Raw genomic sequence first — 13,873 nt, 5'->3', positions numbered from 1 at the left:
TCCCGCCCGGCCCAGCGGGTTGGGGACGATGGTCTTGGCAAGCCCTCGCCGGAGGCTTACGTTCGTGGCTCTATGGCCCGTTTCTACGGGCGTAGAGGCGCTGACGTCGCGTCGAAGGAGCAGCTCATGGCCAACGTCGTACGTGCCGCTCTGGTCCAGGCCACCTGGACCGGCGACACCGAGTCCATGGTGGCGAAACACGAGGAGCACGCCCGCGAGGCGGCCCGCCGGGGCGCGAGGATCATCGGTTTCCAGGAAGTCTTCAACAGCCCCTACTTCTGCCAGGTCCAGGAGGCCGAGCACTACCGCTGGGCCGAGCCCGTCCCCGACGGCCCCACCGTGCGCCGGATGCGGGACCTCGCCCGCGAGACCGGCATGGTGATCGTCGCGCCGGTCTTCGAGATCGAGCAGTCCGGCTTCTACTACAACACCGCGGCCGTGATCGACTCCGACGGCGGCTACCTCGGCAAGTACCGCAAGCACCACATCCCGCAGGTCAAGGGCTTCTGGGAGAAGTACTACTTCAAACCCGGCAACCTCGGCTGGCCCGTCTTCGCGACATCCGTCGGCCGGGTCGGCGTCTGCATCTGCTACGACCGCCACTTCCCGGAGGGCTGGCGGCAGCTCGGCCTGGCCGGGGCCCAGCTGGTCTACAACCCCTCCGCCACGCACCGCGGCCTCTCCTCCCACCTGTGGCAGCTGGAGCAGCCCGCCGCGGCCGTCGCCAACGAGTACTTCGTCGCCGCGATCAACCGTGTCGGCCAGGAGGAGTACGGCGACAACGACTTCTACGGCACGAGCTACTTCGTCGACCCGCGCGGGCAGTTCGTGGGGGACGTCGCCAGCGACAGCAAGGAGGAGCTCGTGGTCCGCGACCTCGATCTCGACCTCATCGAAGAAGTGCGGCAGCAGTGGGCCTTCTACCGCGACCGCCGCCCCGACGCCTACGAAGGGCTGGTGAAGCCGTGACCGACGACCTGCTGGGCCGCCACCGGGCCGTGCTCCCCGACTGGCTCGCCCTCTACTACGAGGAGCCCATCGAGATCACCCACGGCGAGGGCCGCCACGTCTGGGACGCCCAGGGCAACCGGTACCTCGACTTCTTCGGCGGCATCCTCACCACCATGACCGCGCACGCGCTGCCCGAGGTGACGAAGGCGGTGAGTGAGCAGGCCGGGCGGATCATCCACTCCTCGACCCTGTACCTCAACCGCCCCATGGTCGAACTCGCCGAGCGCATCGCCCAGCTGAGCGGCATCCCGAACGCCCGGGTCTTCTTCACCACGTCCGGCACCGAGGCCAACGACACGGCCCTGCTGCTGGCCACGGCGTACCGGCGCAGCAACACCGTCCTCGCGATGCGCAACAGCTACCACGGCCGTTCCTTCAGCTCCGTCGGCATCACCGGCAACCGCGGCTGGTCCCCGACCTCCCTGTCGCCGCTCCAGGCCCTGTACGTCCACGGCGGTGTGCGCACCCGCGGCCCCTACGCCCATCTCGGCGACGCCGACTTCATCGCGGCCTGCGTCGAGGACCTGGTCGACCTGCTCGGGCACACCCGCGCCCCGGCCGCGCTGATCGCCGAACCCATCCAGGGCGTCGGCGGCTTCACCTCACCGCCGGACGGGCTGTACGCCGCGTTCCGCGAGGTGCTGCGCGAGCGCGGCATCCTGTGGATCGCCGACGAGGTGCAGACCGGCTGGGGCCGCACCGGCGAGCACTTCTGGGGCTGGCAGGCCCACGGCCGGAACGGGCCGCCGGACATCATGACCTTCGCCAAGGGCATCGGCAACGGCATGTCCATCGGCGGTGTCGTCGCCCGCTCCGAGATCATGAACTGCCTGGACTCCAACAGCATCTCCACGTTCGGCGGCACCCAGATCACCATGGCGGCGGGCCTCGCCAACCTCAACTACCTGCTGGAACACGACCTGCAAGGCAACGCACGACGCGTCGGCGGCCTGCTCATCGAGCGGCTGCGGGCCGCCGCCGCACAGGTGCCGGCCGTGCGGGAGGTACGCGGACGCGGCCTGATGATCGGCATCGAGATCACCGAACCGGGGACCGACACGGCCGACCCGAAGGCCGCCGCGGCCGTCCTGGAGGCGGCCCGTGAGGGCGGCCTGCTGATCGGCAAGGGCGGCGGCCACAACACCAGTTCGCTGCGCGTCGCCCCGCCGCTGTCCCTCAACGTCGCGGAGGCCGAGGAAGGCGCCGCGATCCTCGAGAACGCTCTGAGGAGCATCCAGTAGCAGTGGACTGAACGACCAGAGCAAGGGGTACGGCGCCATGACCATCACCTTGGATTCCCTGGAACCCGCGCTGTCGGTCCGGCAGGTCCTCACCCTGGAGCGGGTGCTCGCCGGGGAGCCCGAGGTGGTGGCCGGTGCGAGCCAGCTCGACCGGCCGGTGCGCTGGGTGCACGTCGCCGAGGCCGCCGACGTCGGTGTGATGCTGAGCGGCGGCGAGATGGTCCTCACCACCGGCGTGCTGCTGGCCGGCGACGAGGACAAGCAGGCCGAGTACGTCCGCTCGCTGTACCGCGCGGAGGCCGCCGCCGTCGTCCTCGGACTCGGCCGCGCCTTCCCGGCCCCGCCGGACGTGATGCGCCGGGCCGCCGAACGGTGCGGACTGCCGATGGTCGTCCTGCACCGGCCCTTCCCCTTCGCCGAGCTCACCGAGGAGGTCCAGTCACGGCTCGTACGGCGCAAGTTCGCCGCCGTCAGCCTCTCCGAGGCCGTCCGCACCGAACTCACCGCCCTCATCACCGCGGGCGCCCCGCTGCAACGCCTGCTCGACGAGGTCGCCCGGCACAGCGCCTGCCCCGTCGTCGTCACCAACCTCGCCCACCGCGTCCTCGGCACGGCGGGGGAGCGGTCGGCCGTGGACGACGTGCTGCGCGACTGGGAACGCATCGCCCGCCAGGCATGGGGGTACCACCCAGGCCTTTCAGGCACTGGGGGAGGCACCGAGGGCGACGGCTGGATCCGGGCCGAACTGGGCGGCCGCGGGGAGCGGTGGGGCCGGATCGTGCTCTGCGGCTACCGCGGCGACACCGCCACCGGACGGCTGCTCGCCGACCGCGCCGCCGAGGCCCTCGTCCTGCACCGCATGCTCGGCGGTGGCGCCGCCTGCTCGTGGGAGGAGCAGTCCGCGCAGAGCCTGCTCACCGACCTGGTCAGCGGAGTCGTACCGGCGCGTCAGCTGCTGCCCCGGGCCCGCGCGGCCGGACTGCCGGTCAACCTGCGGACGTTCGTGCCGCTGGTCGTCCGCGACGGCGACACCGGCCGGCTGGAACGGCTGCTGCGGCTGCTGGGCCTGCCCGGCCTGGTCGCCGAACTGGCCGACGGGGCCACCGCCGTGCTGCTCAGCCTCGCCCGCGACCAGGACGCGGACGCTCTCGCCGAGCACTTCGCGACCCGGCTGCGCACCGAGTCCGGCACCGCCGGCACGGTCGTCGCCGCGGCCGACCCCCGGACCGTCTGGGACGACGTACCCGCCGGACTGCGCGAGGCCCAGCACGTCGCGGACGCCGTCGCCGACTCCGCCACGGCCCTCGAACTGCCACCGGTCGTCCGCCTCAGGGACGTCCACCTGCGGGGCCTGATCCGCTTGCTGCGCGACGACCCGCACGTGCAGTCCTTCGCGGAACGGGAGCTGGACGGGCTGCTGCGCGAGGGCGACGAGGGCCTGCTGTCCGTCCTGCGCACCTACCTCGCCACCGGCCGCAACAAGTCCCGCACGGCCCTGCTCCACCACGTCTCCCGGCCCGCCCTCTACCGCCGGCTGGAGTCCATACAGGTCCGCCTCGGCGTGGACCTCGACGACTTCGAGCAGGCCGCCTCGGTGCACATCGCGCTTCTCGCGCACGACGCGCAACAGCAGTGAAACACCCGACCACCTGGGAAAACGGCGGTGAAACATGGGCCCACGGCAGAGTGACACGGTGGCACGCCGCAGGCCCCCGGACGTGACACGGTGCACCTCAAAGACTCCTTCGCGACTTCCTAGGCTCACGGCACACCGAGCGACCGGAGGTCCCGATGAGCCGAGTGATCCGTGCCGCCGTCTTCCAGACCGCCTGGACCGGCGACAAGGAGTCGATGATCCAGGTCCACGAGCAGGCGGCCCGCGACGCGGCCGCGCAGGGCGCCCAGGTCCTGTGCTTCCAGGAGCTGTTCTACGGGCCGTACTTCTGCCAGGTACAGGACCCGGCCTTCTACGAGTACGCCGAGCAGATCCCCGAGGGCCCGATCGTCCGCCGCTTCCAGGCACTCGCGAAGGAACTGGGCATCGTCCTGGTGCTGCCGATGTACGAGGAGGAGCAGCCCGGGGTCCTCTACAACACCGCCGCCGTGATCGACGCGGACGGCTCCTACCTCGGCAAGTACCGCAAGACCCACATCCCCCAGGTCAGGGGCTTCTGGGAGAAGTTCTACTTCCGCCCCGGCAACTCCGGCTGGCCCGTCTTCGACACCAAGGTCGGCCGTGTCGGCGTCTACATCTGCTACGACCGCCACTTCCCCGAGGGCTGGCGGGCGCTCGGCCTCGCGGGCGCGGAGATCGTCTTCAACCCCTCGGCCACCTCCCGCGGCCTCTCCGGCTACCTCTGGCAGCTGGAACAGCCGGCGGCGGCCGTGGCCAACGAGTACTTCGTCGGCGCGATCAACCGGGTGGGCGTCGAGGAGTACGGCGACAACGACTTCTACGGCACCTCGTACTTCGTCGACCCGGAGGCCCAGTTCGTCGGCGAGGTGGCGAGCGACAAGGAGAGCGAACTCGTCGTCCGGGACCTGGACATGGCCAAACTCCGCGAGGTCCGCGACCGGTGGCAGTTCTACCGGGACCGGGCGCCTGGAGCCTACGGTCCGCTGACGGCCCCCTAGGGGCGCGGGGAACTGCGCGACCAGCCACATGCAACCGTCACGTTCACACGGCGAGGAGCGACACAGCATGAGCACCCGAACCGTCATCCGCGGCGGCCTCGTCATCACCGCATCCGACGAGATCCACGCCGACGTCCTGATCGAGGACGGCCGAATCGCCGCCCTCGCGGCCTCCAGCACCCCCGCCGCACAGACCTTCACCGCCGACCGGGTCATCGACGCCACCGGAAAGTACGTCATCCCCGGCGGCGTCGACGCCCACACCCACATGGAACTCCCCTTCGGCGGCACCTTCGCCTCCGACACCTTCGAGACCGGCACCCGCGCCGCCGCCTGGGGCGGCACGACCACGATCGTCGACTTCGCCGTGCAGAGCGTCGGCCACACCCTGCGCGAGGGCCTCGACACCTGGCACGCCAAAGCCGAGGGCAACTGCGCGATCGACTACGGCTTCCACATGATCGTCTCCGACGTGAACCACGAGACGCTCAAGGAGATGGACATGCTGATCGAGGAGGGCGTGTCCTCGTTCAAGCAGTTCATGGCCTACCCGGGCGTCTTCTATAGCGACGACGGACAGATCCTGCGCGCCATGCAGCGCTCCGCCGAGAACGGCGGCCTGATCATGATGCACGCCGAGAACGGCATCGCCATCGACGTCCTGGTGGAGCAGGCGCTGGCCCGCGGCGAGACCGACCCGCGCTACCACGGCGAGGTCCGCAAGGCCCTGCTGGAGGCCGAAGCCACCCACCGCGCCATCAAGCTCGCCCAGGTCGCCGGCGCCCCCCTGTACGTCGTGCACGTCTCGGCGACGGAGGCGGTCGCCGAGCTGGCCCGGGCCCGCGACGAGGGGCTCAACGTCTTCGGCGAGACGTGCCCGCAGTACCTGTTCCTCTCCACGGACAACCTCGCCGAACCGGAGTTCGAGGGCGCCAAGTACGTGTGCAGCACCCCGCTGAGGCCGAAGGAACACCAGGCCGCCCTGTGGCGGGGGCTCCGGACGAACGACCTCCAGGTCGTCTCCACCGACCACTGCCCCTTCTGCTTCGTCGGCCAGAAGGAGCTCGGCCGCGGCGACTTCTCCAAGATCCCCAACGGACTCCCGGGTGTCGAGAACCGGATGGACCTGCTCCACCAGGCGGTCCTAGACGGGCACATCTCGCGCCGCCGCTGGATCGAGATCGCCTGCGCCACCCCGGCCCGGATGTTCGGCCTGTACCCGAAGAAGGGCACCATCGCGCCGGGCGCGGACGCCGACGTCGTCATCTACGACCCGCACGCCGAGCAGATCATCTCGGCCGACACGCACCACATGAACGTCGACTACTCGGCGTACGAGGGCAGGCACGTCACCGGCCGGGTCGAGACGGTCCTCTCGCGGGGCGTGCCCGTCATCACCGAGCGGGAGTACACCGGTCACGCCGGACACGGCGTCTTCACCCCGCGATCCACCTGTCAGTACCTCAACTAGGAGTGGCGCAGATGGACTTCGGACTCGTCCTGCAGACCGACCCGCCGGCCTCGCGGGTGATCAGCCTGATGAAGCGCGCGGAACGGAACGGTTTCTCGTACGGCTGGACCTTCGACTCCGCCGTGCTGTGGCAGGAGCCGTTCGTGATCTACAGCCAGATCCTGGCCAACACCACGAAGCTGAAGGTCGGGCCGATGGTGACCAACCCGGGCACCCGCACCTGGGAGGTCACCGCCTCCACCTTCGCCACCCTCAACGACATGTTCGGCAACCGCACGGTCTGCGGCATCGGCCGCGGTGACTCCGCCATGCGCGTGGCCGGCCGCAAGCCCAACACACTGGCCCGGATCAGCGACGCCATGCACGTCATCCGGGCGCTCGCCGGTGGCCGGGAGGCCGACCTCGGGGGCGGCACCGTCGTCCGCTTCCCCTGGATCAGGCCCGGCGCCGAACTGCCCGTGTGGATGGCCGCGTACGGCCCCAAGGCCCTGAGGATGGCCGGGGAGGAGGCGGACGGGTTCATCCTCCAGCTGGCCGACCTCTATCTGACCGAGTACATGGTCAAGGCAGTGAAGGACGCGGCCGTCGCCGCGGGCCGGGACCCCGCCGAGGTGACCGTCTGCGTGGCGGCCCCGGCCTACGTCACCGAGGACGACTCGCCCGAGGCGCTCGCCCACGCGCGCGAGCAGTGCCGGTGGTTCGGCGGGATGGTCGGCAACCACGTCGCCGACCTGGTGGCCAAGTACGGGGAGCACTCCGCCGCCGTCCCCGACGAACTCACCGACTACATCAAGGCGCGCGAGGGGTACGACTACTCCCACCACGGGCGCAGCGGGAACCCCGACGCCCAGTTCGTGCCCGACGAGATCGTCGACCGGTTCTGCCTGATCGGCCCGGTCGAGCGGCACATCGAGAAGCTGAACGCGCTGCGCGCCCTCGGCGTGGACCAGTTCGCCGTGTACGACATGCACGACGCGCAGGAAGCCGTGATCGACGCGTACGGATCACGCGTGATCCCGGCCGTCAACGGCTGACCCTTCCCTCGCGGAACCCCTATTGAGCTCCCCCTCCCCGGCGGCCCGGGGAGGGGGCCCAGGACGCTCCCGAGCGCACCCCCCCATCGGCGTCACCCGCATGGCCTTTCCCGTCCCACCTCCCCTGATTGGCCTGGCCCATGACCGACACCGCTCCCACGGCCACCCCGCCGACCTCACAAGTCACCCTCGCCGACGGCCGGGTGGAGATCGCCCCGGGCGTTCCCGCACCGACCGGCCGCTACGCCAACGAGGACCTGCTGCCGGTCCCCGTCGAGGGGCGCACCTGGACCACGTACAACTTCTCCGCGCTGTGGGTCGGCATGGCCCACAACACCGCATCCTGGACCCTGGCCTCCGGTCTGATCGCCGTCGGCATGGACTGGAAGCAGGCGGTGTTCACCATCGCCCTGGCCAACGTGATCGTGCTCATACCGATGCTGCTCACCGGGCACGCCGGACCCAAGTACGGCATCCCCTTCCCCGTCTTCGCCCGGGCCTCCTTCGGTGTTCGCGGCGCCAACCTGCCCGCCGTCGTACGGGCGCTGGTCGCGTGCGGCTGGTTCGGCATCCAGACCTGGATCGGCGGCGAGGCCATCTACTTCCTGGCCGGCAAGCTCATCGGCAGCGGCTGGACGGACGCCGCGAAGGTCGGGGGCTACGCCTGGACCATGTGGCTGTCGTTCGCGATCTTCTGGGCGCTCCAGGTCGTCATCATCTACCGGGGCATGGAGACGATCCGCCGCTTCGAGAACTGGGCGGCGCCGTTCGTGCTCGTCGGGGCGTTCGTGATGCTGTGGTGGATGAGCGGCAAGGCGGGCGGGTTCGGCCCGCTGTTCGACCAGCCCTCCAAGCTCGGCTGGGGCGCCGACTTCTGGAAGCTGTTCGCCCCCGCGCTCATGGGCATGATCGGCTTCTGGTCCACGCTGTCACTGAACATCCCGGACTTCACGCGCTACGGAAAGAGCCAGAAGGCCCAGACGTGGGGTCAGGCCCTCGGTCTGCCGACGACGATGACGCTCTTCGCGTTCCTGTCGGTGATGGTCACCTCGGGCTCGCAGGCCGTCTACGGCGAAGCCGTCTGGGACCCGGTACAGCTCGCGGCCAGGACCGACAACACGGTGGGTCTGCTCTTCGCCCTCGTCACCGTCCTGGTGGCGACACTGTCCGTCAACGTCGCGGCCAACCTGGTCTCGCCGGCGTTCGACTTCTCCAACATCGCCCCACGGAAGATCAGTTTCCGGGCGGGTGCCCTCGCCACCTGCGTGCTCGGCGTGCTCATCTTCCCCTGGAAGCTGTACTCCGACCCGCAGGGCTACATCTTCACCTGGCTCGGCCTGGTCGGCGGTCTGCTCGGCACCGTCGCCGGCATCCTCATCGCCGACTACTGGATCCTGCGCCGCTCCCGGCTGGACCTGGCCGACCTGTACCGCACGGGCGGTCGCTACTGGTACGAGGGCGGCTGGAACTGGCGGGCCGTCGTCGCCTTCGTGGCCGGCGGCGTACTGGCCGTCGGCGGCGCGAGCTTCAGGCCGCTGATCGACGGCCGCCCCGTCCCGGCCCTGGCCGGCCTGGCCGACTACGGCTGGGCGGTGGGCCTCGGCACCTCGATGCTGCTGTACCTGGTGCTCATGACGGCCACGGGCCGGAGGCGGACCACCGTCTGACGCGAAACGCGGGCGCCGGAGGGCGGTCAGCCCTTGCCGCCACCGTCCTCCAGCGCGGCGACCGCTTCCTTGGCGGCCTTGATGGCGCCCTTGTTGATGGTGTCCGTGTCGGGTGCCTTCTTCGACTCGAAGTCACTGCCGTTGTACGTGATGACGACCAGCGCGTTCGCGGCGCGGGCGACGACCGTTCCCTCGCGGGTCTGCTGCTTGTCCTCGGTGGTGAGGTTCACGACGGAGTACGCGCTGTCGCCCAGACCCGGGACGGCCCCTCCGCCGCTCTTCTCCTCGGTGCGGGCCGTGTACGACTTCCGCGCCGCCTCGTCCGACCCCATGATCTCGAAGGAGACGTCGAGCCAGCGGTAGTCGTACCCCTCGAGCGCGTTCCAGGAGCAGGTGCGGCGCAACGCGGAGTCCGTGGACGGGATCTCCTTGCCGGCCTTCTTGGCCCCGGGGACCAGCGAGGTGACGGTCTTCTCGGCGACGCTCCCGCACGGGGCGGGCGCGGCCGTGTACGTCTTCGACTCGGTCGACGTCGACGGCGCGGACGCGGACTGCGTCCCGGTCTTCTCTTCGGCCGGCGTGTGCTCGGCGGCCTGCGGTGCGGCGAGCGGACCGGACGACAGCGCCCAGCCCGCCGCGGCGAGCACGGCCACCGGCGACAGACGTGCGGTCAGGGTGAGGGGCAGAGGTAGGGAACGCACGGCGCCCTTCTCGTGGGGGACGGACGGTGCGGATCAGGTCCGCACGGCGGACGGGACGACAGTGTCACATGAGTCCCTGTGCGGCGGAAGTGCGGTCTCCCACACGGGCCGCCGGAATACTGTTCGCGTCGGCGCGGTCGCGCTGAGCAGCCCGAATCGGGCCCGCGCCCCCTGGGCAAGGCAGGACATGCGTCGACTTCACGGCACAGGAGGGACATTCACGTCACGAGCGTCTCCCGGTCGGCCGACGCCCGCAGCGCGTGGTCGAGGAAGCGCCGCGCGATCGGCGGCACGGCGCGCGAGGCCAGCCAGGCGATGCCGATGTCCCGGGCGCCCCGGACGTCGGTGATCTCCAGATAGCGGATCGGGGACTCGGAGGCCGCCGTGACGTCCGGCGACGACGGGATCAGGGACACCCCCAGACCCGCGGCGACCAGGCCGCGCAGGGTCTCCACCTCCTCGCCCTCGAAGGCGATCACCGGGGTGAAGCCGGCCTCGCGGCACAGCGCCGCGGTGATGTCGCGCAGCCCGTATCCCTGCTTGAGCAGGATGAACCGCTCCTCGGCCACCTCGGCCAGGCGGATCCGGCGCCGCCGGGCGAGCCGGTGCCGCGCCGGGACGGCCAGCCGCAGCGGCTCCACCAGCAGCCGCCGCCAGGTGATCAAGGGGTGGCCGGGGTCGCTGCTGGTGATGACCAGATCGGCGGTCGTGTCGAGGAGGTGCCGGGTCAGTCCGATCTCGCCGTCCTGGTGCAGTTCGAACTGCGCCTGGGGGAAGGTCCGCCGGAAGTCCGTGACGAGCCGCGGCACCAGCCAGGTTCCCAGGGTGTGCAGGAAGGCCAGCGAGACCACTCCGGAGTCGGGGTGGACCATCTCGGCCACGGCGCGCCGCCCCCGGTCGTAGTTGTCGAGCACCCCGTCGACGTACTCCTTGAACACCCGCCCCGCCGGGGTGAGGCGCAGCACCCGTCCGACCCGCTGGAGGAGCTCCGCGCCGACCTCGTCCTCCAGCCGGGCCAGGGCCCGTGACAGGGCGGGCTGGGTGATGCCGGCGTCCGTCGCGGCGTCGGTCACCGTCGTTCCCTCGGCGACGGCCTGGAAGGAACGCAGTACCTGGAGGTCCATGGCCCCATTCTTCCCCCGCCGCGGAACGGGAGCCGTCACCGGGCCGGGCTCGCCGCGCCCGCGACCGCCTGCCCGGTCACCTGGTCACAGAGCCGTTCGGCCGCCGTGATGGCGCTCTCCCAGTCGGGCAGCGGCCGTCCGCGGCGGGCCGGTTCGCGCCGGGCGTGAGCGACCGTGCGACGCGCCTCGGCCAGCTGGTGGTAGGCGGCACGGCGCAGCGACTGCCGCTGCACCGGGCCCGCTTGCGGCGCGGCGTCGCGATAGCGGCGAGCGGCGGCGACGGCGGCCTCCGTCTGTGCCTCGGCCCGGTGGTCGGAGGAGTCCGGCCACACCACGAAGTGCGCCACGAGCACGAGCGCGGACGCCAGCGCCGTGTCCACCACCCGCGTGCCGTACAGCGCCCGGTGGTCGCCCAGCAGATCGAGGAGCACGAACACGACGGCGGTCAGCCCCAGCGTGGCGAGCGCGTAGTGGTGCCGCACGCCGACGGCCATCAGCGCGCCGAACACGGCCACGACGCCCACGACGGCGTAGGTGCCGGTGGCCGCCGCGGACACCGCTCCGATCGCGGCCACTCCGACGATCGTGCCGACGCACCGGTGCAGTGCCCGGGGCAGCAGCGGGCCGAAGTCGGGCTTGTAGACGAAGGCCACCGTCATGGGCAGCCAGTAGCCGCGGGGGCGGTGCAGTACCTCGGCGAGCAGATGGGCGGCGAGCACACATCCCGCCAGCAGCAGGGCGTAGCGCACCCGCGCCGCGCGTCCGGGCCGTTCGTGCACCGGCAGGCGCAACTCCAGGTCGGCGCCGTCCGGTTCGCCGTCGACGGCGCGGACCAGATCGGCCAGGGCACGCGTCCCCGGCGAGCCGGTCTCCGATACCGGCTCCGCCACGTGGTCCTCCGGGGCCGTGCGGTCCCCCGGCAGCAGGCGTCCGGCCAGGTGCCGCGGTACGCCGGTCAGGGCGGGCGGAAGCGCATGGCCCTCCCACACCACCGCCGTCACGGCCTCGCCCAGCCGTACGGCGCAGTGGAACGCCCGGACCAGCTCCCCGGTCCCGTCCTGCCGCCTTTGACCGCGCGGGGCGAGATGGGGGGCCATCACCTCGTGGGCGTGGTTCAGGGCCAGCGTCATCCGCAGGCGGGCCTGTTCGGCGGCGTCGGTACCCGCCACGGCCAGCGCCTCGCCGGCGCTCCGGTACACGGCGAGCACGGCGGCCCGTTCGACGTGGTGCCGGCGCCACAGCCACGGGGCCGCGGACAGCACCAGGACCAGGGCGACACCGGCGAGCAGCGCCAGCGGCGCCTGCCACCACGGCCCCGGCACGGGGATGCCACTGCCGATCGTGACACCGAGCAGAAGGTGCATGCCCGACACGGACGCGATCCGCCCCCGCAGGCTGACAGCGCCGGCCACCAGCGCGGCCGTCCCCAGAGTCACCGCGACCGCCGGCGGCTGCCCGCTGCGCAGGGCGAGTTCACCGGCGAGCAGGCCGAGCGCGCTGGACACCCCGGTCCAGCTCAGCCGCCGCACCCGTACCCGGTACGGATCGGAGCCGTCCTGGCTCACCCCCCACAGGGCGCCGATCGCGGCGATCACCGAGGGCACGACCCACCCGGTGGCGAGTCCGATGAGCAGGGGCAGCGCGAGCGCGACGGCGCCCCGCGCCGCCGCCGCGAGCGGCAGGGAGCCGGGCACGCGGCCGAGGACGGAGCGCGGCCACGGCGGGCACGACGTGCGGCGCGGACGGTCCGGTCGCGTGTGCGCTGCTGGTGTCATGAGGCCGTGTCCTTTCGGGGTGGTCGGCCGGACGGCGGGCGCGGGGCCGCGCGGGGCGGTGCCCCGGCGGCTCCCGCGACCGCGGTCAGCCGACCAGCTCGATGATCAGGGGCAGGGTCACGAAGGAGAGGAGCAGGCTCAGCACCACGGCGGAGCCGATGGTCCGCACGTCCTCGGCCGAGCCGTGCCGGGCGGCGAACATCAGGGGGACGGGCGAGACGGGGAACGCGAGGATCAGCGCGGCCTGGGCCGCCACGGCCTCGGAGGTCAGGATCAGCCCCGTCCCGTAGACGAGCAGGGGCAGGACCACGACGCTGGTGAGCGAGACCGCCCACACCGCGGGGGAGAGCGCGGGCCGGCCGATGCGGGCGACGGAGACGCCGACGTACACCAGGGCTGTCGCCGAGGCGGCGCCCGCGAGCAGCCCCAGTGCGGAGTCGGCGATCTCCGGCACACCGACCCCGGCGACCGACAGCACCAGGCCGAGGACCGGGCCCCAGCAGAACGGCTCGCGCAGCGCGTGCCCGACGGTGCGCAGCACGGAGGGACGGGGGCCGGACGCCCCGGCCCCGGCGGGGGCCGGCTCGGCGGCGGACGCCTCGGGCGCGCCCCCGCCGACGGTGGCCAGGGCCGGCTGCCGAGCGGGGGCCGCCGCACCCGCGGTGGCCGTCCGAGGGGCCGGATGTTCCGGCATGCCGAGCAGGATCAGGACGACCGGGTCGAGGACGACGTTGACGATGATCCCCGCGACGGCGATCGGCACGGCGGCCTGCGCGGTTCCGAACAGTCCCCCCAGGACGGAGGTGCCCATGAAGGCGTACTGCGGCTGGACGCACGCCAGGGCGAACAGGGCCGCCCGCCGCAGCGAACGGCGGGCCGCGAGGCGCAGGACGCCGAGCAGCACGGCGTACACGGCGAGGAACCCGAACGCCAGCAGGCCCACCAGGGGCAGTTGCTCGACCAGCACGTGCCGCGGTGTCCGCCAGATGCTCAGCAGCAGGGCGGCGGGCAGCGCGAGTTGCATGGTGAGCTCGCGCAGTGCCTGGGCGCCGCCCGCGTCGAAGAGCGCCCGGCGGCCGGTGCCGTAGCCGACCGCGATCAGGAGGAAGACCGGCACCACGACGGTGAAGATCTCGGCGAAAGACATGACTGCGTCAATCCTTTGGACAAGGGCGGAGGCGCGACCGTGCGGGCCGGTGACAGCACGTCAGAGAG

General features: G+C 71.8%; 11 protein-coding genes. 7 read left to right on the top strand and 4 right to left on the bottom strand.

Features of this window, described 5'->3' with window-relative positions; genetic code table 11:
* The first annotated feature begins 126 nt into the window (after nucleotides 1-126).
* The 7 genes from ABEA82_RS22230 (at nucleotide 127) to ABEA82_RS22200 (ending at nucleotide 9,058) form a co-directional block, all read left to right on the top strand.
* Complete coding sequence (locus ABEA82_RS22230) at nucleotides 127-969, top strand: nitrilase-related carbon-nitrogen hydrolase (RefSeq protein ID WP_345663330.1); 843 nt, start codon at nucleotides 127-129, stop codon at nucleotides 967-969.
* Complete coding sequence (locus ABEA82_RS22225; protein WP_345663329.1) at nucleotides 966-2,252, top strand: aspartate aminotransferase family protein; 1,287 nt, start codon at nucleotides 966-968, stop codon at nucleotides 2,250-2,252. Before ABEA82_RS22230 ends, ABEA82_RS22225 begins: the two co-directional genes overlap by 4 nt.
* Before the next feature lie 37 nt (nucleotides 2,253-2,289).
* Nucleotides 2,290-3,888, top strand: a complete 1,599-nt coding sequence (locus tag ABEA82_RS22220) for a PucR family transcriptional regulator (RefSeq protein WP_345663328.1) — start codon at nucleotides 2,290-2,292, stop codon at nucleotides 3,886-3,888.
* Between the two features lie 155 nt (nucleotides 3,889-4,043).
* On the top strand, nucleotides 4,044-4,886 hold the full coding sequence (locus ABEA82_RS22215; RefSeq protein ID WP_345663327.1) for a nitrilase-related carbon-nitrogen hydrolase: 843 nt from the start codon (nucleotides 4,044-4,046) through the stop codon (nucleotides 4,884-4,886).
* Between the two features lie 67 nt (nucleotides 4,887-4,953).
* Entirely contained in the window at nucleotides 4,954-6,357 is a 1,404-nt protein-coding gene (gene hydA, locus ABEA82_RS22210; protein WP_345663326.1) for a dihydropyrimidinase, read from the top strand.
* An 11-nt stretch (nucleotides 6,358-6,368) separates the two neighbouring features.
* Entirely contained in the window at nucleotides 6,369-7,391 is a 1,023-nt protein-coding gene (locus tag ABEA82_RS22205; RefSeq protein ID WP_345663325.1) for a TIGR03842 family LLM class F420-dependent oxidoreductase, read from the top strand.
* A gap of 140 nt (nucleotides 7,392-7,531) precedes the next feature.
* Entirely contained in the window at nucleotides 7,532-9,058 is a 1,527-nt protein-coding gene (locus ABEA82_RS22200) for an NCS1 family nucleobase:cation symporter-1 (protein ID WP_345663324.1), read from the top strand.
* A gap of 26 nt (nucleotides 9,059-9,084) precedes the next feature.
* Here the strand turns inward: ABEA82_RS22200 and ABEA82_RS22195 are convergent, their stop codons facing one another.
* The 4 genes from ABEA82_RS22195 to ABEA82_RS22180 form a co-directional block, all read right to left on the bottom strand.
* Nucleotides 9,085-9,759 (bottom strand): hypothetical protein, encoded by a 675-nt coding sequence (locus ABEA82_RS22195; RefSeq protein WP_345663323.1) that lies wholly within the window; start codon nucleotides 9,757-9,759, stop codon nucleotides 9,085-9,087.
* A 218-nt stretch (nucleotides 9,760-9,977) separates the two neighbouring features.
* On the bottom strand, nucleotides 9,978-10,883 hold the full coding sequence (locus ABEA82_RS22190; RefSeq protein WP_345663322.1) for a LysR substrate-binding domain-containing protein: 906 nt from the start codon (nucleotides 10,881-10,883) through the stop codon (nucleotides 9,978-9,980).
* A 35-nt stretch (nucleotides 10,884-10,918) separates the two neighbouring features.
* Nucleotides 10,919-12,658, bottom strand: a complete 1,740-nt coding sequence (locus ABEA82_RS22185) for an FUSC family protein (protein ID WP_345663321.1) — start codon at nucleotides 12,656-12,658, stop codon at nucleotides 10,919-10,921.
* 85 nt (nucleotides 12,659-12,743) lie between these two features.
* Nucleotides 12,744-13,805, bottom strand: coding sequence for an AEC family transporter (locus tag ABEA82_RS22180; RefSeq protein ID WP_345663320.1), 1,062 nt, complete (start codon nucleotides 13,803-13,805; stop codon nucleotides 12,744-12,746).
* Nucleotides 13,806-13,873: the final 68 nt, after the last annotated feature.

It is taken from the genome of Streptomyces venetus, assembly GCF_039540295.1.
Lineage (GTDB): Bacteria > Actinomycetota > Actinomycetes > Streptomycetales > Streptomycetaceae > Streptomyces > Streptomyces venetus.
This window is presented reverse-complemented; position numbering and strand designations above follow the sequence as displayed.